This window comes from Streptomyces sp. Wb2n-11 (genome assembly GCF_001049855.1).
GTDB lineage: Bacteria > Actinomycetota > Actinomycetes > Streptomycetales > Streptomycetaceae > Streptomyces > Streptomyces altiplanensis.
Genome location: NZ_CVPB01000001.1, coordinates 7,508,970 through 7,529,173, shown reverse-complemented (window position 1 = coordinate 7,529,173; position 20,204 = coordinate 7,508,970). Strand labels below are relative to the sequence as shown.

Genomic DNA, 20,204 nt, shown 5'->3' with positions numbered 1-20,204 from the left:
GGCCGGAGCTGTTCCCGCGGCTCGGCCGCGGCCCGCACCGGGGGCGACGGCGTCGAGCCGCGCCCGAGGGGGGTGGCCGGGGACGCGGTGTCGACCGCCGCGCCCCGGTCGGGCAGCTCCGTGCGCGCGCCAGCCAGGTGAGCGATCACGGCGGACACATCACGGCAGCCGTAGAGGACGGCGGGGCTGAGGTCGAGGGCGAACTCCGCGCCCAGGCGGTCGGCCAGCTGCACCATGGTGACCGAGTCGAAGCCGAAATCACTGAGATGGTCCTCCAGATCGACATCGGCAGGCGATACCCCCAACAACGCGCAGATCGACGCGATCACACTCTCCTGGACTTCCAAGGTCGCGGTGGGCCGCCGGTCGTTGCCCATCGGGGCGGAGTGCGCCGCCGTGGTCGGGGTCTGCTCGGTCACGTGAGGCTCCTCGTGGTGGCTCGGCGGCCCGTCAGCGGTGGGGGCCTGCGCGGGCAGGTCCAGCCAGTACCGGTTCTCCGCGAAGGGATAGGAGGGAAGCGAGACGACACGGCCCCGGCCGGTCGTCGGTGAACTCCAGTCGACCGCCCGGCCCTCGATCCAGGCCCGGGCCGCCTCGGTGGGCTCAGTGGGCGGCGCGGCCGCCGGGGAGCCGGGCACGCGCGCGTCGTCATGGATCGCAGCGCGCGGGCTCGTCAGCAGGCGGCCGTCCGAGCGCTTCTCGACGTAGGCGTCGAGTACATCGATGACGTCGGCGAGCGTGCGTACCGGAGCGGCGAGCCGCGCGGGAAGCGGTTCACGGCCCACTCGCAGGGTGTGGGCGACGTCCGTGACGGACAGGTGGGCTCCCGGCCCCACCAGGTAGTCACGCAGGCGGCGCGCGTGTTCTGCGAGCTGATCCGTGCGCCGGGCCGAGAGAAGCAGAACCGTGGACTCCCGCTCGTCGGACCGTACTTCCGGGTGCGGGGCGGCGGGGGCCTCCTCCAGGATGAGGTGCGCGTTCGCGCCGCCGGCTCCGAAGGAACTGACGGCCGCCCGGCGCGGGGACCCGGTGGGTGGGCTCGGCCATGGCGTCGGCGCCCGGGGCACGTGGAATCCGTCGGCGGTGAGGGGGCCGTCGGCGCCGAGGGTGGGCACCAGGACCTCGTGGCGCAATTGGAGCAGGACCTTGGTCAGCTGTGCCATTCCGGACGCCGCTTCGAGGTGTCCGATGTTGGGTTTGACGGAGCCGATCATCAGCGGTGTTCCGGTGCCGCCCGCCCGGTAGGCGCAGCGCAGTGCGGCCAGTTCCACCGGGTCGCCCGCCGGCGAGCCGGTGGCCTGCGCTTCGACGTACTGCACGGACCCGGGTTCGGCGTCGGCCGCCCGCAGGGCATCCTCGATCAGCTCGACCTGCGCTTCGGCGCTGGGGACGGCGTAACCGTCCGTGGTTCCATCGGAGTTGACGGATGACCCAAGGACGCACGCGTAGATCCTGTCGCCGTCCCGCAGGGCGTCGGTCAGGCGCTTGAGGACCACCGCCCCGACCCCCTCACCGGTCACCATGCCGTCGGCCGCGGTGTCGAAGGCTCGGCTGCGGCCCTCGCGGGACAGCATCTTGGCCGTCGAGAGGTGCAGATGATGACTCGGATGCAGGATGAGGTTGACCCCGCCGACTAGAGCGGCGCTGCACTCACCCCGGCGTACGCTTCCGGCCGCCAGATGCAGCGCGGTCAGTGAGGAGGAGCATGCGGTGTCCACGGCCATGCTGGGTCCGGCGAACCCGAAGGTGTGCGAGACCCGGTTGGCGATGGACCAGGTGGAGGAAGCGGCCTGGACGCGGTGGCCGCGCCCCCATTGCTCGGTCGCCAGCAGTTGGTACTGGCCGTGGTGCATCATCCCGACGAACACGCCGACCCGGGGGCGGCCGGCGGGGTCGGCCGCCCGTAGACGCGACGGTGGCCACGCCGCGTCCTCCATCGCCTCCCAGGCGGTCTCCAGGAACAGCCGTTCCGCCGGATCCATGCGTTCCGCTTCTCTGGGTGAGATCCGGAACAGCAGGGGATCGAAGCGGTCGATGTCGTCGAGGAACGCTCCCCAGCGGTGGTAGCTGCGCCCCGGGACGGTGCCGGTCGGGTCGTCGTGGTCGGCCAGTCGCCATCGTGCCGGAGGGACTTCCCCGATGGCACTGCGTGCGGCGAGCAACCCCTCCCAGAGGCCGTCGGGATTCGTGGCGCCGGGATAGCGTCCGGCCAGGCCGACGATGGCGACGGGCTCGGCCCGGCCGTGATCCGGCCCGACGGCGACGCGGGAGATATGTGGTGACGGGTCGTCCGTGTCGCTGCCGGACTCCACGGCCTCCGAGGCTGCCGGGGAGGCCGTGGAGTCCGCGGTCGGCGTTCCGGTCGGCGAAGCCTCCGCGGCCCCGTCGACAGGGAGGAGGGCTGCGGCCAGTTGCGGCCCGCAGCGGTCGACCAACCCGTGCGCGATGCCCTCCACGGACTCGCCGGCCGTCAGGATCTCCTGTGGCACTGATCCGATGCGCCGCTCCAGGAGGTCCACTGCCTCCATCGTCGTGAGGGAATCCGTTCCGTAGGCCAGGAGCGGGGTCGTCGGGTCCAGTTCGTGCGTTCCGAGCTTCAGGAGTCCCGCGTACAGATCCATGAGATACGCGACGGTGCGGTCGAACAGCGCTCCGCCTCGACTTGCTTGTCGCGGCGCGCTCTCCACGGCCTCTGGCGCCCGGGCGTCCCGCGTTGTCGGGTTATGGTCCGGGGCCGACGGCGACCGGGGGGCCGCTCTCCAGTCACCGCGCTCGGCGATGATCAACTGCTGGCCGGCCTGATCCGCGGTCCATCCCTCGATGCCGAAGCGCCGCACTCCTCTCATGCCCGCGTCGATCAACAGGGCCGACCAGGTGCCCGGGGAGAGCAGCGGGGAGTGGGGGAGCCTCAGGTCCTCGTCCTGGGAGAGCCACCAGCCGTCGGTGAGGCCGAAGACTGGGGTGATGCTGTCGAGAACCCGTGTCGCCTCGTTGATGACGAGGAGCGCGCCCGGCTTCATCAGGGCGCTCACATGGCGCAGGGTGGCACGGACGTCGGCCGTCGCGTGCAGGACGTTGGTGGCGAGGACGAGATCGTAGCGGTCCGCGCCGAATTCCTGGTCGGCCGGGTCCGCGGAGATGTCGAGGGCCCGGAACGCGGTATAGGGGCGGCCTCCGCCGAACCGCTCTTTCGCCGCACCGACCAGTGACGGCGAGATATCGGTGATGTCGTACTGGATGCGGTCCGCGAACCGGTCGAGCGCGTCGAGCAGGGGGCGGGTCGTGCCGCCCGTGCCCGCGCCGATCTCCAGGACGCGCAAGCGGTCCGGGGTCCGCGCTGGCGAGGGGCCGCTCGTCGGCCGGGAGTCCGCTTCCGCCAGACGCGCGCGGACGGCTTCCTCGATCGCCACCGTGCACAGGGTGTTGAAGTGCCGCGTGCGTGGATCGTCGTGGTACAGGGCCGCGAGACGTCGGTCGGAGCCACCGGGGAAGAGGATCTCCAGCCCGCGGCGGGCACCGGTGAGCACCTGCGGCAGGGCCGCCGCGCATTCCTCCATGAGGTCCAGGGTCGGTCCGAGATGCGTGAAGCGTCCCAGCAGGCCGGTCCGCAGGTCGGTGGTGGTGAGCTGCCCCGCCGGTCGGCCGGGGACCTCGACACGTGAGGCACCGCCCTGGAGAGAGCCCTTGTCTATGAGGCCCGCGAGCAGCGCGCCGAAGAGCCGGGACTGCTCCGGTACGACACCGAGCCGGGACTTCAGCGCCGCGGCGGAGTCCGCCGCGCCCGGTCGCCCGGGAACACCCATGGTTGTCAGGGCTTTCAGCACCAGCCGCCGACCGTAGTCGTCCACGGCGTCCAGGTAGTCCGCGGCAAAGGGCTCTCCACGGTCGCGTACGGCGGTCCGGACCGCCTTCGCGACTCCGTCGAGCAGGGAGGGGTCCGCCGACGGTTCGGCCGTGTGGGAACGGTCCCGGGTCACCGGGGTGACGTCGGCCAGCCCCTCCGACACCTTCAACGGAGCCACCTGTGGAACGCGAGCGGCCAGCGCCTGCCGGAAGACGCGTACCCCTTCGTCGGCCGAGAGCGGCTGGACGCCCCAGTCGGCGAGTCTCCTACGGTGCTCATCGGTCGCGACAGCCCCGTGGTCGCCCCAGAACCCCCAGTCGAAGACGGTGACCGGCCAGTGCAGGCCGGTGGCCAGGTACAGCCCGTAGGCGTCCTGGAAGGTGGACCCGGCCGCGTAGTTGGACTGTCCCGGATTACCGGTGTACGCGATGGCGGAGGAGAAGAGAGCCAGGAAGTCGAGCGGCTCGGCTCCCAGGGCGTCGCAGAGAGCCACGGTCCCCTTCGTCTTGGGGTCCAGCGCGGCACGGAAGGACGTGTCGTCGGCCCGGGCGATGGTGCGGTCCGCCAGGACGAAGGCGGTGTGGATCACGCCGTCGACCCCGCCGAACCGCTCCCACATGCGGGCTACCGCGGCTCGCATCGCCACGGGGTCCGTCACGTCCGCAGACATGTAGTCGACCTCCGCCCCCGCTCGGCGCAGGTCGTCCAGCAGACCGGTGGGCAGCTCCGCTTCGGGGCGCCTGCCCACGACGAGGAGCCGGGCGTCGTGGTTCTGCGCCAGATAGGTGCCGACGGCTTTCCCCAGGCCGCCTGCTCCGCCCACGAGGAGGTAGCGCCCGCCTCTCCGCAGCGGCAGGCCGGCCGGGTCCGGTTCGGGGAGTGTGGCGGGTTCCAGCCGCTTGACCATGCGGGCCCCTTCACGCAGGGCCACTTCCCTGTGCGGCGTACCGGAGGGCTCAGCGGCGACCCGTGCCAGCAGGGTGTCCCACGCACCCGAGGCGGCGCATCGGGTCAGTTCCGTCCCCGAGAGGTCCACGCAGACCACCCGGAGAAACGACAGTTCCCGGGCGAGCGTCCGGGTCATGCCGTGCAGCGACGCCGCGAACGGATGGGCGGCCGGTACCCGCTCGTCCACCTGCTGCGTGTCGTTGGTGAGAACGGTCAACCGCATGGTGGGAGGACGGAACCCGGCAAGCGCCTGCGCCAGATGGAACAGCGCCAGGCAGCCTCGTCGCTGGGAGAGTTCGAGGTGGTCGAGGTCGGTGGGCGAGTAGCGCCGCTCCTCCACGCCTCCCAGGAAGTAGATCTCGCCGGCCTCCGGCCGCCCGCGGAGCACCTGCGCGAACGCTTCGGCGGTATCGAGTCCGTCGATGTCCACCAGGCGGGAGCCGGCGCCCGTCCGGTGGACGATGGCCTCGCCGAGACCGTGGTCCCGGCTCGTGGAGAACACGAGGGCGGGTCCGGACGGACGCTCCTCGTGCGGCTCCTGTGTTTCCAGCCGCCACACGGGGCGGAAGGCCGGAACGGGGGCCGGTCGTTGGGGGCGTACGGCGGTGAGACCGGCGAACCTCACGAGCGGGCGGCAGCTCTCGTCGTACAGGACGACGTCGCAACGGACCGTCCCGCTGTCCGGGTCGGCGGACACCAGTCGCGCGTGGGCGAATCGTGCCCGGCCTGAGGGGGACAGCAGTTCCACCCGCTCGGCGGATACCGGCAAAGTAGCAGGTTCGTCCCCCGTCGGCACGGCGCCGTGCAGCGTGTGCAGGGCCGCGTCGGTCGCTCCCGGTTCGAGCCACCATCCGGTCCCACCGCCGGGGGGTTCGGCCAGTTCGGACAGCGCTTCACCGTCGCCGCACCACATATGGCGCACGAGCCGGTAGGACGGGCCGAAGGACAGGCCCTGAGCCATCGCCCGGTCGTAGAAGGAAGCGCCGCTCTCCGAACGCGCACACCGCGCGCGGAGTGCGCCGAGGTCGAGCCGCTCGGTGGAAGTGCCTTCCTCCAGTACTGCGGTGAACGTCGAGTGCACCACCTCTCCGTCCGGTCCGTCCATGACGATCCGGGCGGCGACGTCGTCCCCCTCCTCGCGGAGCCGGACGACCGGAGCACCGAGACCAAGATCGAGGGGAACGCGCCAGCGCACGTCGGTGAGAGCGCCGACGCGGCGTCCGGTCAGCCTGTTCGCCGCCGCCCGCACCAGTTCGAGGTGGACGACTCCGGCGAGGATCGGCCGTCCGTCGATGACATGGTCGGCGACGACGGGGTCGGAGGTCTGCAGGCCCACCCGGAACCCGGTTGCCTGCTCGGTCTTCCCTACCGGTGTGAGCGGCGGACCCTCGTGCTGCCCCGCGCGGTCCGCCCGAACGGCGTCGGGCGGGAGGACATCCGGCCAGTGGGCGGGGCCGGCGAAGGGATAGGCAGGGAGCGGCACGATGCGCGGCTCGGGGGAGGTGTCTGCGTCCGGCGCCCTGTCGATGTCGGCTCCCCGCACCCAGAGCTCCGCGAGCTCCCGCCGCCCGCGTGCGGTGGCCGGCTCTCCGATCCCCTCGGCCGGTGTGCCGATGCGGGCTTCGCCCACGTGTCCGGTCAGCTCGCCTGTCCGCTCGCGGGCGTAACTGCCCAGGCGCCGGGAGAGTTCGCCGACCGAGCCGACCACGAGGGCCATGCGGTGTTCGAGGTGCTCACGTCCCACACGCAGGGTGTGGGCGATGTCCCGGAGGGATCCAGGACGCCCGGGAAGCGACAGCGCTTCCGCGAGACGTTCCGCCACTGCCACCAGGCGGTCGGGCGTACGGGCGGAGAGCAGGACCAGCTCCTCGCCGTCAGGGCTGTGACCCCCGTCGGACCGTTGTGCCGGCTCGTACTCCTCGATAATCGCGTGCGCGTTGGCTCCGCCGGCCCCGAACGAGCTGAGAGCGGCTCGGCGGGGCGAACCTCCGGGCCCGGGCTGCCACGGTTCCAGGGAGCGCTGGAGCCGGAACGGAGTCGCCTCGAAATCGATCTTCGCGTTGGGCGGATCGCTGTGCAGGGTGGGTACCAGAGTCCGGTGTCGCATCTGCAGCAGCACCTTCGTGAGCCCGGCGATTCCCGCGGCCGCCTCCGCGTGGCCGATGTTGCTCTTCACCGAGCCGATGGAGCAGAAACGCCGGTCCTCGGTGTGCTCCGCGAAGGCACGGGACAGACCCTCGATCTCGATAGGGTCCCCGAGTTCGGTCCCCGTGCCATGCGCTTCGACGTAGCCGATCGTACGCGGGTCGATACCGGCCCGGCGGAGCGCCGACCGCACGACCGCCGCGTGCGCCTTCGGAGAGGGCACGGTGTAGCCGTTGGTCTTTCCGCCGTGGCCGATGGACGTGGCACGGATGACGGCGTGCACGTGATCGCCGTCGGCGAGCGCGGCTTTCAACGGTTTGAGTACAACGGCCCCGACGCCCTCTCCGGGAACGAACCCGTTGCCGCCTTCGCCGAACGGCCTGCAGACACCGTCCGGCGACATCATCCGCTGCTCGGAGAGCATGGCGAACTTCGTGGGATGCAGATTCAGGTACGCGCCGCCGGCGATGGCCATCCGGGAATCTCCGTGGCGCAGGCTCTCACAGGCGAGGTGGAGAGCAGTCAAGGACCCTGAGCACGCCGTGTCGACGGACATGCTGGGACCGTGGGCGTCCAGGAAGTAGGAGAGCCGATTGGCGAGTGAGAACTCCATGGAATACGCGGAAACAGGGTTGTCCCTCCCCCACTGCTCCGCGCCCACCAGGCCGTAGGCCATTCCCGTGGTGCCGACGAAGACGCCGACAGCATGCCCTTCCTCGGTGCGGGTGTGGCGGTGCAGCCGAGCACGCGAATAGCCGGCATCCTCCAGGGCGGACCAGGCGACCTCCAGGAACAGGCGTTCGGCCGGGTCCATCCGCTCGGCCTCGCGGGGCGCGATGGAGAAGAAGAGCGAATCGAACCGTGTGACGTGGGAGAGAAAACCTCCCCAGCGGCCGTAGCTGGAGCCGGGCCGCCGGTCACCCCCGTCGAACCAACGGTCCTTGTCCCATCGGTCCGCCGGGATCTCGCCCGTGCAGTCCCGGCCGGTGCTCAGCGCGTCCCACAACTCGTCGAGGTCGGCCGCCCTCGGGTACCGGCCTGCGATGCCCACGACCGCGACGGCGTCGTCGAGGTCCGTGTGTGTCTCCGCTTCGACGGCCGGCACCGAGGTGGCGTCCGGGATCCGCACCGTGTGCGTCGGCTCGGACGTCCTCCCCAGAGCGGCCCGCAGGGGCTCTTCGAAGGACGTCGCGAGCTGCCGGGCCAGCTCCTCCACGGTGCGGTGCTCGAACAACAGGGTCACCGGCATAGGGAGGCCCAGGAAGTCCTCCAGCGCCACGGAAAGACGTTTGACCATCACCGAGTCGATGCCGAGCGCGGAGAACTCCTGATCCGACCGGAGCTGTCCCGGACGCATACGCGTCATCCCGGTCAGCAGCTCCAGCAGATACGTCTGAGCCGCCGGGACCAGATCACGGTCGTCGACAACCGCTGCCGGTTCGGGTGCGACCTCCGCCTCCCGGGTGCCGGTGTCGAGACGACTCTCGACGAACCGGTCGATGCGGGCGGTGTCTCCGTACAGCACGACCAATTCAGGTGCCCCGGCCTTCAGTGCCGCCGCCATCGCGGCGAGTCCGGTGTGCGGCGGCATGGCGGTCATACCCTGCAGGAGCCCTACCGCACGCTCGTCGTTCTCGCTCAGGCGCATTCCGCCACCGCTCCACAGCGGCCAGCCGATGGAGACCGTGGTGCCCGTCCGCCGCCCGGCGGAGACCTGCGCCCCACGACGCGTGGCGAATGCGCCGAGCGCCCGCCCCGCCGCGGCGTAGTCCCCCTGGCCCGGGTGACCGACGTAGGCGGCCATCGAGGAGAAGACCACGAAGAGCCGCAGGGACTCGTCGCGGGTGGCCTCGTCCAGATTCCGGGCCCCGAGAATCTTCGGGGCCAGGACGCGCTGATGGGCCCCGGGCGACTTGTTGGCAATGAAGGCGTCCTCGTTGACGCCAGCCAGGTGCAGGACTCCGGTGAGCGGTCCGAACTCGGAGCGGGCCGCCGCCACGGCGCCCCGGACGTCCTCCAGCTTTGTGACGTCACCGCGAACGTACCTGACCCTGCCGCCGGCCCGCTCGATCCGGGTGAACGCGTCGCGTGCAGGAGTGTCGGGCTCCGAGCGGCCCAAGAGGACGAATCGGGCGCGAGATCGCTCCGCGAGCAGTCCGGCGAGGGTCAGCCCGATACCGCCCGCGCCACCGGACACCAGGTAGACGCCCTGATCCGGGAATTCGGGCTCCTTGCGCCACGGCAGCTCGACGGGCGGCATGACACGCACCCAGCGCCCGTCGGAATCGTGGCGCACCTGCGCCAAGGGCTGGTCGGAGCGTTCCAGTTCCGACAGCGCGAGGAGTACGGCATCGGCCGACGGGACCGCCGCGAGCGAGACCATGTGCAACCGCCGGTCCTCCAGGGCCGCGATGCCGCACAGGCCGCCGAGCGCGTCGGCGGACAGGTCACGGTCCCGACCAACAGCGACGCACGCCAACGCGAGCTGTTCGCCCACCCGTTCCCGGATGAGGGTCCGCAGTACCGGATACACGACGTCCAGACAGCGGTCGGGCCCGGCGCCCGTGACGATCACGACGCGCTCGGGAGTGGTTCCCCGCGCGACCGACTCGCGCCAGAGGCGGCTCCAGCCCGCGTCGTCGAGCACGCCCACGCGGTAGAGGGACCCGCTTTCGCGGTGAAAGCCTTCCTCCCTCGTCGCGTGGACCACGACCGCTCCGGGCGGTGGGGACACCGCCGGAGGCTCGCCATCGGTGTGGTCGACGACCACCACCGTGGAGCCCCCCGCGATCGAGCGGAGCGGTGCGAGCGGCTCTCCCAGCTCCCATCCCGGGCTGAAGCACCTGAGGTCGCCGCGCTCACGATCGGCTCCGGGGCCGATGAGGGCCGTGGCCTCAGCCACGGACAGTTCGCCGCTCCGGACCTGTTCGAGGATGCGCCGCCTGGACTCCTGCTGCTTCACAACACACCTTCCATGGACTGTTCGGCCTGCTCGACGGAGATGCGGCCCTCGCTGAGCGCCCGGAGTACCTCGGGCAGGGGCACTTCGTCCGGCTTCGGCGCGATGTCGGTGCACGGCTCGGCGACCACCCGCGAATCCGGTGCGTCCACCCAGTGCCGCTGCGCCGCGAACGGATACGTCGGAAGCGGAACGCGACGACCCGGCAGCGGCCGCAACGGCGTTCCGTCGGCCACCCACCGTCGCGCGTCCGCGTGCGGTTCGGATTCCGTCGCCGGCTCCGCAGCCGCGCTCTTGGCCGGGCCGGAATCCTCGGGTGGACCGGTGATGATGCCCGCGTCGGCCACGCCATCGAGGTGTGCCCGCAGCAGAGTAAGGAGTTCCTCCGTGGTGGAGGCGACGAGCGCCAGACGCCGGCCCATGGAGTCCCGCCCCACGGTCAGCGTGTAGGCGATGTCCTCCAGCAGGAGCGGAGCCGGCCCGTCCGCCTGCCGGTCCCGGAGGAAGTCGTGCAGGTTCCGCACATACGCCGAGAGGCGCTCACCGGTGCGCGCCGACAGAGGAACGACGTGCTGCCGCCCGGTTTCCGCGACGGTGGGCCGGCTCTGCTGCGGATGATCCTCCAGGAGTACGTGGGCGTTGGTCCCACCCAGTCCGAAGGCGCTCACGCCGGCGCGGCGCGGGGCCTCCGATGCCTCCCACGGCGTCAGCCGGTCCACGACGCTGAAGGGGCTCCCCTCCAGGTCGAGCAGGGGATTGGCCTCGGTGAAGTGGAGCGTCGGCGGCAACATTTCGTTCCGCATCGCGAGGACGGTCTTGACCACTCCGGTGAGACCAGCTGCGGCCTCGGTGTGCCCCACGTTCGACTTGACCGTTCCCAGCGCGCACCACGGGCGCACCGCGCCGGTCTCCGCGGCACCGGTCACCTCGGCGAACGCCTTGCGCAGTCCGCGGACTTCGATCGGATCGCCGACCTCGGTGCCGGTGCCATGAGCCTCGATGTAGCTGATCGAGCGCGGGTCGATCCCCGCCCCTCGGTAGACGGATGCGATCAGGTCGGCCTGTGCCGTTGGGCTGGGCATCATCAAGGAGTCCTTACGGTCTCCGCCTCCGTGGGAGACACCGCTGCCCCGCACCAGCGCGTAGACCGTGTCACCGTCCGCGAGCGCCTTGGACAGGGGTTTGATCACGACCGCGACGGCTCCCTCGCCCCGGACCATGCCGTTGGCCCGGCGGTCGAAGGCCGCGCACCGGCCGTCCGGCGAGAGGATCCCCAGCTGGCCGAGCGCGACGAACAGGTCCGGGGTGAGGAAGAGGTGCACGCCTCCGACGATCGCCGCATCGCACTCTCCGGTCTGTACGGCGCGCACTCCGCGGTGCAGTGCGGTCAGGGAACTGGAGCAGGCGGTGTCCACGGCCTCGCTCGGTCCGCGGAGGTCGAGCTGGTACGACACGCGGTTGGCTATAAGGCAGTGACCACTGCCGCTCACGACGTGGCCCTCGCGGTGCCTGCCGGCGCGCTGCAACTGCCAGTCGTAGTCGCGCGAAGTGGCCCCCACGAAGACCCCTGTGCGGCTCCCGCGGACCTCCGACGGCCGGTGGCCGGAGTCCTCCACGGCCTTCCACGCCGTCTCCAGCATGATCCGCTGCTGCGGGTCCATCAGCTCGGCCTCCAGCGGCGTCATGCCGAAGAACTCCGCGTCGAACCGGTCGACGCCGTCGATGAAGGAGCCCCAGCGGCTGTTCACCTTCCCCTCCTCGCGGTGCGGGTCGCCGAAGAACTCCCGCCAGTCGAAGCGCTCCGCCGGAATCTCCGACACGAGATGGACCCCGTCCCGGAGGTTCCGCCACCAGGCCGTCAGATCAGGGGACTCGGCGAAGCGTCCCGCCATTCCCACGATGGCGATCGGATCGGTCGACGGGGAAGGCGGCGAGGTGGCCGCGGTCGGTACCGGCCGTTCCGACTGTGCGGGCTGTCGGACCGGCGAGTCGGTGCCGGCCGGGCGGGCGTTCTCCCCGGGCTCGGCCCGCGGGTTCGGGCCGGGAGCGTGAACGGACAGGTACTCCGCGAGGGAGTCGATCGACGAGTGCTCGTACAGCAGGACCTTGGGAAGCTTGCCGAACTCGGGTTCGAGCATGCGCACCAGCTGGATGGCGCTGAGGGAGTCCATGCCGTAGTCGTCGAAGGGTACGGCGGAATCGACGTCCTCCTCGGCCCTGCCGAAGAAGCGGGCGAAGATCCCCCGCAGTCGGACGCGGACCGCGGTGGCACCGGTTGTGGCCGAGGAGTCCTCGGTGACCGGCGGGGCATCGGCCGAAGGCATCGTCTTCGGTGTGCCGACCGGCCGGACGACACCGGAGGACCGTTTCCCGACAGCCTGCGCCGATGCCGCGGCCGCAGTCGTGGCGAGATCTCCGTGTGGAAGGTCCGTTCGGACCTCGCCGATCAGGACGGCGTTGTCGAACGCGGACTCGTCGAGGTCGGGCGAGCCCAGAGCCCAGGTGCGTCCGAAGCCCTGTTCAGCCATGGCCCGGCGCCATCCGGCGACGTCCAGGAACGGGGAGTGCGGAAGCCTGACCTCCGGATCGACGCTGGACCAGTAGCCGGGCAGTGCTCCGATCATCGCCGTCATGCAGTCCCGGTTGCGGACCAGCTCCTCCAGCACGACGATCCCGCCCGGGGCGAGCAGACGTCGGATACGGGCCAAGCTCCCGGCCATGTCCCTGGTCGCGTGCACCGAGTTGGCCGCGATCACGATGTCCATGCTTCCCGGCTCGAATCCCTGTGATTCGGGGTCGCTGTCCAAATCGAGTACACGGCACTCGAAGGTGACCGGCGTCCCGGCGAACCGACCTCGGGCCGCGGGCAGAAACCCCGGAGAGACGTCGGTGAAGGTGTAGCGCACCGCGGCTCCCAGGTCGCCCAGCTCGTCGAGGAGGCGCCGTGTGGTGCCACCGGTGCCACCACCGATCTCCAGCAGCCGGACCGGCTGCCCGGCCCGGCCCTCGCGCAGCGCGCGTGCCTGACCTGACACGATCCGGGCGACGATCTCGTTGTGGTGGTCGGCGACCGCGTTGCCGTCGTAGATCCTCAGCAGCAGATCCGGGTTGTCATCCGCGAAGAAGACGTCCAGCGGGTCCGTCTCGCCGGTGAGCATCTCGGGGAGCCGGGGGACACACACGGTCACCAGGTCGACCCAGGGCTTCAGTTCGGGATGGTCGGCCGCGAGGGAGGCGGCCTCGGCGTGCAGCCTGTCCGTCTCCTCAGGTGTCCCGTACCGGGGTCCCGGGCGGGACGGAGCTCGACCGATCATGGACGCCAGAGCGTCGGCCAGCCTTCCGTACCGCTCTTCGTCCCCGAGCCGTTCCCGCAGGCGTGCCGCCGTGGGCGCGCTGCCCTGGGGGCCCTCACTCAGGAGATGACGGCTCCACGACCGCAGGAGATCATCGAGACGGTCCATGCCCCGGGACGCACGGTCTCCGGAGAAACCGCTGCGGAGGACGAAGTCCCGGGCCGCGCTCACCACAGGAGCGGCGCCGTCGTCTCCGGACGGCCCGGGCCGATCGGCGTCGGCGTGCGGACCCGGGGCTGGATCCTCTTCGAACCAGTACCGCTCTCCCGTGAAGGGATAAGTGGGCAGGGAGAGACGAGGCAGGTCGTCCGCACCCGGCGTCAAAGGCAGTGCCGACAGCCCGTCGGTCCACTGTCGCGCCGCCTCCGCCAACTCGGGGTGACGAGAGCGCACGAGGTCGTCGTCGTAAAGACGCCGCGTCGAGGTCTCGGTATCGAGATACGCGTCCAGTCGTTGCAGCAGGACCGGCAGCGAGTCCGCGAGCGCCGCGATGCGGCATTCCATCTCCTCGCGACCGCGGCACAGCGTGACGGCGACCCGGTCCGCCCGTATGCCGGGGTGATCAGCGAGGAAGTCCCGGTGTCTGCGGACGAGTTCGCGCAGAGCCCGCTCGTCCCGTGCCGAGAACGGAAACAGCAGGGGCCCGCGGCTCGGCCCGGGCACGTTCCGGGCGGGCGGCTCCTCGATCACCGCGTGTGCGTAGGCGCCGCCGAAGCCGAAGGAACTCACCCCCGCCCGGCGCGGCGCACCAGCTGCCGGCTCCCACGTCATGGCTTGGGTGTTGATGAACAGCGGACTGTCGTCCAGGTTGCAGTACGGGTTGGGGGTCTCGAAGGACGGCATGGCGGGGATGACGCCGTGCCGCATGGACAGCACGGTCTTCACCACCCCAACGAGACCGGCGGCTCCTTCCGTATGGCCCAGATGCGCCTTGGCCGATCCGAGCGCGCAGAAGCCCGTCCTGCCGGTGTGCTGGCGCAGGGCCGCTGCGGCGGCCTCGACCTCCACGGGGTCTCCGAGACTGGTTCCGGTGCCGTGGGCCTCCAAGTAGGTGAGGGTCTCCGGGGCGATTCCCGCCTCTTTCCAGGCGCTGAGCAGCAGAGCGGCCTGCCGGGCGGGATGAGGAGCGGTGACGGACGCGGCGCTGCCGCCGTGGTTGACGGCCACGGCCCTGATCACCGCGTGCACGGGGTCACCGTCCGCGATCGCCCGGTCGAGCGGTTTGAGCATCACCGCGGTTACCGCCTCCCCCGGCACGTATCCGTCGGCGCGCGCGTCGAACGTGTGGCAGCGTCCCGAAGGGGACAGCGCGCCCAGTGCGGAACTACGGAGGTAGTGCTGCGGGCTGAGAATCAGATTGGTGCCGGCGGCGTAGGCCATCTCGCACTCACCGCGACGCAACGCGTTCACCGCGAGGTGCAACGCGTACAGGGACGAGGAGCAGGCAGTGTCGACGACCATACTGGGGCCGGTGAGATCAAAGGCGTACGAAGCCCGGTTGGCGGCCATGGAGACCGAGGTCCCGGTGACGTCGTGGGCCCCTGGCAACCGGCCGCGAGCGGCCATCTCCTGGTCGTAGTCGCTGAAGCACCGGCCGACGAACATGCCGGTGGCGGACCCCCGCAGGACACCCGCGACCCCCGCGTCCTCCGCCGCCTCGTACAGGACCTCCAGCAGAAGCCGGGACTGCGGGTCCATGCCTTCGGCCTCGGCACGCGGCACCCCGAAGAAACGGGCGTCGAAGCGCGCGACGTCGTCGAGGAAGGCTCCGTGGCCGCAGTCGGTGCCGGAGGGGCGGGTGCCTGTCGGGTCGTGGTAGAGCCGGTGGTCCCAGCGGTCGGCGGGGACCTCGGTCACCAGGTCGTGTCCCCGCACGAGATGCGTCCAGAGTTCCGATGTGCCGACGGAGCCGGGAAAGCGTCCGGCCATGCCGATGATCGCTATCGGCTGATCGCCCGGCCCCGGGACGGGACGTGTGACCAAGGGGGGCCGGCCATCGGCCTGACGCTCCGTCGCCTCCTGTGCGCCAGTCCCCGCGGCGAGGAGATCCGCCACGGCTCCGGGGTGCTCGTCGGCCAGGTACCGCGCGAGGCTGCGGACGTCTGTGTGCCGGAACAGCACGGTCGGTTGGATGTCGACGGAGAGCTGATCGGAGAGTCGCTGCACCAGATCGACGATCTGAACGGACGACAGGCCGAGCTCCATGAACCCGGTGTCGGCGAGATGGCCACCGGCAGGCGCCGCGCCGGCCTCACGGAGCAGGTCTGCCACCAGCTCGCCGACGTACGCCATCGCCGCCGCGGCCGGTTCGTCGCTCCGGTCGGCTCCGGTCGGCTCCGGCGGGCCCTCGGGCGGTGTGATGACGCCCAGGTGCCTCTCCAGCCGGTTCCGCTCGCCGCAGAGTACGACGACCTGGGTCTCGTCGGACGCGAGGGCTCTCTTCAGGGCCGCCAGCCCTTCCTCCGTCTCCAGCGGGCGTGAGCCGGTGCGGGCCAGCACGCGGTCCCGGACCACGGGGTCGATGTGCATCCCGCCGTCGCGCCACAGCGGCCAGTTGACGGCGAGGGTGCGCCCCGAGCGGCGGCCCGTGTGCCGGAGCCGGTCACGCCATGCCGCGAAGGAGTCCAGATACCGGTTGGCCGCGGCGTAGTCCGTGGCGCCGGCGTTGCCGAGGACCGCGGCGACGGAGGAGTAGAGAAGGAAGTAGTCGAGTCGCTGATCGCTGGTCGCGGCATCAAGATGGACCGTGCCCCGCACCTTGGGGTCGAGCACCTTCACGAGGGAAGTGGTCGCCTTGTTGACGAGCAGGGCGTCGTCCACGACCCCCGCCGCGTGGATGACGCCGGTCAGAGCGCCGAGGCGTTCGGTGACCGTGCGGACGGCCTCGACGGTGGCGTCCCGGTCGGTGAGGTCGGCACTCACGTAGAGCGCGCGGGCTCCGAGCACCTTCAGCTCCGCCACCGCGGCGTCGGTGTCCGCTCCGGCGGCCGACCGCCCGATCAGGGCAATGGACACTTCCGCCGTCCGCGCCAGAAGCCGTGCGGTGTGCAGGCCGAGAGCCCCCGCGCCCCCGCTGATCAGGTAGGTGCCACCGGGCCGGGCGAGGGGCAGGTGCCCCGTATCCCGGTCATCCGGAAGGGCTGAGGACATCGGGACGAAGCCGAGGACCGTACGGCCCTCTGCGGTGTGGCGCGATTCGACGCCGGTCCAAGCCGGGCCGGCGGCGCTGTCGGCAAGCGCGTCGGCCGCCTCCGCGAGCACGGTGGCGGCGCTCGCCCGGCCGGTGTCGAAGCCCACCGTCTTCAGCGCGAGCTTGGGCTGCTCCAGGCGGACGCTGCGGGCGAACCCGCCGACCGCCGCGTTCGCGGGGCTCTCCTCCTCGCACGCGTAGCCGTAGACCATGGCCAGCGGGCCGGTGCGGCCGAGTGCCCAGGCGCGGCAGAGGCGCAGTACGGAGAGGAGTCCGCCGACATCCTCCGTCCGGGAAGCCGCCGGTGCCCCCAACGCCCACAGGTGCAGGGCCGCCGCGGGCTCGCTGCCCTCCGCACGCAGTTCGGATGCGAGGGCTCGGTAGTGCTCCTCGTCGCCCGGCTGGATCTCGTAGGTGTCCCGAGCGACGCGCGCGTAGGCCATGCCGGGCCGTACCTGCACCACCCGGCCGCACAACGACCGCAGTCCGGCGATGCGTGTGTCGTCCGTGTCGAAGGCGAGGACCACGGCGTCGGCGAAGGGGCCGGGGGTGTCGGTGGGAAGCGCGGCGGGCAGCCACCGGGAGCGTAGAGCATCGCGTCGGACGGAAGTGCCGAGGGTGCGGCGGGGAGGGCGGGGGCCGGTGGAGCCTGCAGGTCCGCGCCCCCGATCCAGTACCTTCTGCGGGCGAACGGGTAGGTGGGCAGCGGTACTCGAACGGCTCCGTCGATGACCGGCCAGCCCATCGTGGCGCCGGAGGTCCATCGCTCCGCCAGTGTGGCTTCGTCCAGTGCGCCGGAAGGGACGGAAGGAGTGCTCCCCCCGGACCGCACGCGGCCGGTGCGGGCCGCCGGCCGGAGGCGGCGGCCCTGAGCGAAGTCCTCCAGTGCCTCGGCCAGTTCGCCGCAGTCCGACACGACGACGGCGAACCGGTGTTCCATCGGCCGACGGCCGGTCCGCAGGGTGTGGGCCACCTCGTCCAGCCCGAGGTCGGGTCGCGAGCGCAGGTGTGTCGCGAGCCTCCCCGCCTGTTGCCGCACCTGTTCTTCGGTCTGCGCCGACAGGGGCACGGCGCGCGGCGACCGAATGCTCGGGGCACCGGCCGCAGATGCCTGCTCGAATTCCTCGATGATGACGTGAACGTTGGCTCCACCCGCGCCGAAGGCGCTCAGCGCGGCGCGCCGCGGCACGGTGGCCCCGGTCGCGGGATCGACCGGGGCAGGCCAGGGCTCGTGTCGCTCCGGAAGGTAGAACGGGGTCTTCTCGAACTGGATGTCCGGATTCGGCTCACCGATGTCGGGGCTCGCGAGGAGCGTCCGGTGCCTCAGGGCCAGCAGCAGTTTGGTCAGCCCGGCCATTCCCGCGGCGGCTTCCAGGTGGCCGATGCCGCCCTTCACCGAACCGATGGCACACGAGCCGGGTTCGACGCCGTGCTGCTGCCCGTACACGGAGGTGAGTGCTTCGACCTCGATCCGGTCGCCCAGCGCGGTGCTGCTGGCGTGTGCCTCCACGTAGCCGATGGTGCCGGCCTGTACGCCGGCGTCGGCCAGTGCCGCCGAGACGACGCGGGCCTGGGCATCGGGGCTGGGCACCGCGTATCCCCCGGTCCGGCCGCTGTGCCTGAGGGCGGAGCCGCGGATCAGACCGTGGACGTGGTCTCCGGAGGCGAGCGCGTCGGCGAGCGGGCGGATGACGACGGCTCCCACGCCCTCCCCGGGCACGTAACCGTCGGCACCCTTGCCGAACGGCCTGCACCGGCCGGTGGGGGAAAGCAGTCCGAGGTCGCCGAGGCGGAGGTACTTGTACGGATGGAGGGAGAGGTTGACCCCTCCCACGACGGCCGCCCGGCATTCGCCCCGCCGGATGCTGGCGATCGCGAGGTGCAGCGCCGTGAGCGCGGCCGAGCAGGCGGTGTCCACGGTCAGGCTGGGACCCTTGAAGTCGAAGGTGTAGGAGACCCGGTTGGTGAGCGCGGACGACCAGGAGCCGACGACCTCGGAGCCACCCTGCCGCAGCCGGTCGAGACCGTTCAACTGGTAGTCGTTCCACATAGCGCCGGCGAACACCCCGACCGCGGCGTCGGTCTGCGCCGCCAGGCTCTCCGGAGTGTGCCCGGCGTCCTCCAGCGCCTCCCAGGCCGTCTGGAGGAACAGACGCTCGTGCGGGTCCATCGCCGCGGCCGATGCGTCTGCGAGGTGGAAGAACGGGGCGTCGAAGTCGGCTGCGCCGTCGCAGAAGGCGCCCCACTTGCCGTAGCCGCGCCCCGGGGTCTTCCCCCGCTCGTCGAAGTAGGGGGTGTGGTCCCAGCGGTCGGCCGGAATCCCGGTGACATGATCGGCGCCCTCGCGCAGTACGCCCCACAGGTCCTCGGCGGTTGCGGCACCCGGGTACCGGCCCGCCAGGCCCACAACGGCGAGGGGCCCGCCGTCCGGGTGCGCCGACACGTCCGCCGCCCACGGGACGGACGGGGCGGGCGTCGCCCGGTCCGGGACCGCGCTGGTGGCCGGCGCGGATGCCCACGCCTCCCCCACGACCGTTTCGTGCCCGCCCCCCGCAGGTGGTCCACGAGCGCGCTGACGGTCGGGTACTCGAACAGCAGGGTCGGGTAGAGCTGCGTGCCCAGGCCGTCCTCCAAGGAGCCGGCGATGTCCAGCAGGTCCAGCGAGGTCAGGCCGAGGTCGTAGAAGCCCAGTTCGGGGTCGACGTCGTCCGCGTCACGACCGAGCTTCGCCGCCACGAGCATGGCGATGGTCTCCCGCAGGCCCGTCGCGCGGCTGTCGGGGGACGAGTGCCCGGCGGATTCCGGGGCCCGTACCGGCTCGACGCCGGGGCGACTCCCCACGACCGGTCCGCGCCGGCCGGTGATCAGGTCTGCGGAACGGACGCGCTTGGCTCGGAAGCCACCCAGCCGTGCGACGATCCGGCCGTCGGGCGAGCAGATCTCCAGGTCGGCCTCGAACAGGTCCGCGTCGAGCCGCCCGCCGACCGGGCCGGGAACGTGGACGAGGTTTTCGGGGCCGATTCCGCCCGTGGCGTGGAAGGAGTCCACGTACAGAGGGATGAAGGCGTGGTCGGCGGCTGAGCGTTGAGTCTCCTGGAAGAGCAACAGGGGAACCAGGGTGGCGAAGTCGAGCACGGCCGGGTGGGCGTGGAACTGGCTCAGGTAGGGACCCGCCTCGGCGGCGAGCCGCATCTCCGCCAGCGCGTGGTCCCTGCCCACGTGCACGACACCGGATGCCTTCATAAAGCCCCGGTGCACGATGTCGAGTTGGCGTGCGAAACCGTAGAGCTCGTCGACTCCGACCACGCGGGTGGCCCGGGACGTGACACGGCCGGGGTCGATGCTCCGTTCCAGCAGGTCCGGGTCGGCCGGATGGAGCTCCGCACGGCAGTTGGTCTCCCATTCCTCACCCGGGCCGAGGGGACGGCTTCGGACGGTGACGGGCAGGGCCGCGCCTTCGTCGGTCCGGCCGATCCGTACCTCGATCCGGCGTCCGGCCCCGGTTCCAAGAACCGGGGCGAGGAAGGTGATCCGCCGCAGTTCCACACGGGCCGGATCCACACCCGACTGACGCACCACGCGCAGCACCAGGTCGAGGAGGAACACGCCGGGCAACACGGGCACGTCGTGCACGAGGTGATCGCGTACCGCGTCGTCCGCGGCGGTGACGGTCGTGGCCGCCCGACGGTCGGCGAGAGAGCGCAGGATGTCCTCGGAACGGTCCGAGCTTCGTATGTCCGCCATGGCTAGATCAGTTCCTCCAGC

General features: G+C 71.3%; 1 protein-coding gene and 3 pseudogenes. All 4 read right to left on the bottom strand.

Annotated features, from left to right (window positions below):
* Positions 1–146: 146 nt before the first annotated feature.
* Positions 147–9,197 (bottom strand): annotated as a pseudogene (locus BN1555_RS34170) (SDR family NAD(P)-dependent oxidoreductase); the annotation flags it as partial.
* 698 nt (positions 9,198–9,895) lie between these two features.
* Positions 9,896–17,203: an SDR family NAD(P)-dependent oxidoreductase gene (locus BN1555_RS34165; RefSeq protein WP_093803010.1), complete on the bottom strand. Its 7,308-nt coding sequence runs from the start codon at positions 17,201–17,203 to the stop codon at positions 9,896–9,898.
* Between the two features lie 173 nt (positions 17,204–17,376).
* Positions 17,377–18,846, bottom strand: a pseudogene (locus BN1555_RS40995) (beta-ketoacyl synthase N-terminal-like domain-containing protein); the annotation flags it as partial.
* Positions 18,847–19,004: 158 nt separating this feature from the next.
* Positions 19,005–20,183 (bottom strand): annotated as a pseudogene (locus BN1555_RS34155) (phosphopantetheine-binding protein); the annotation flags it as partial.
* Between the last annotated feature and the right edge of the window lie 21 nt (positions 20,184–20,204).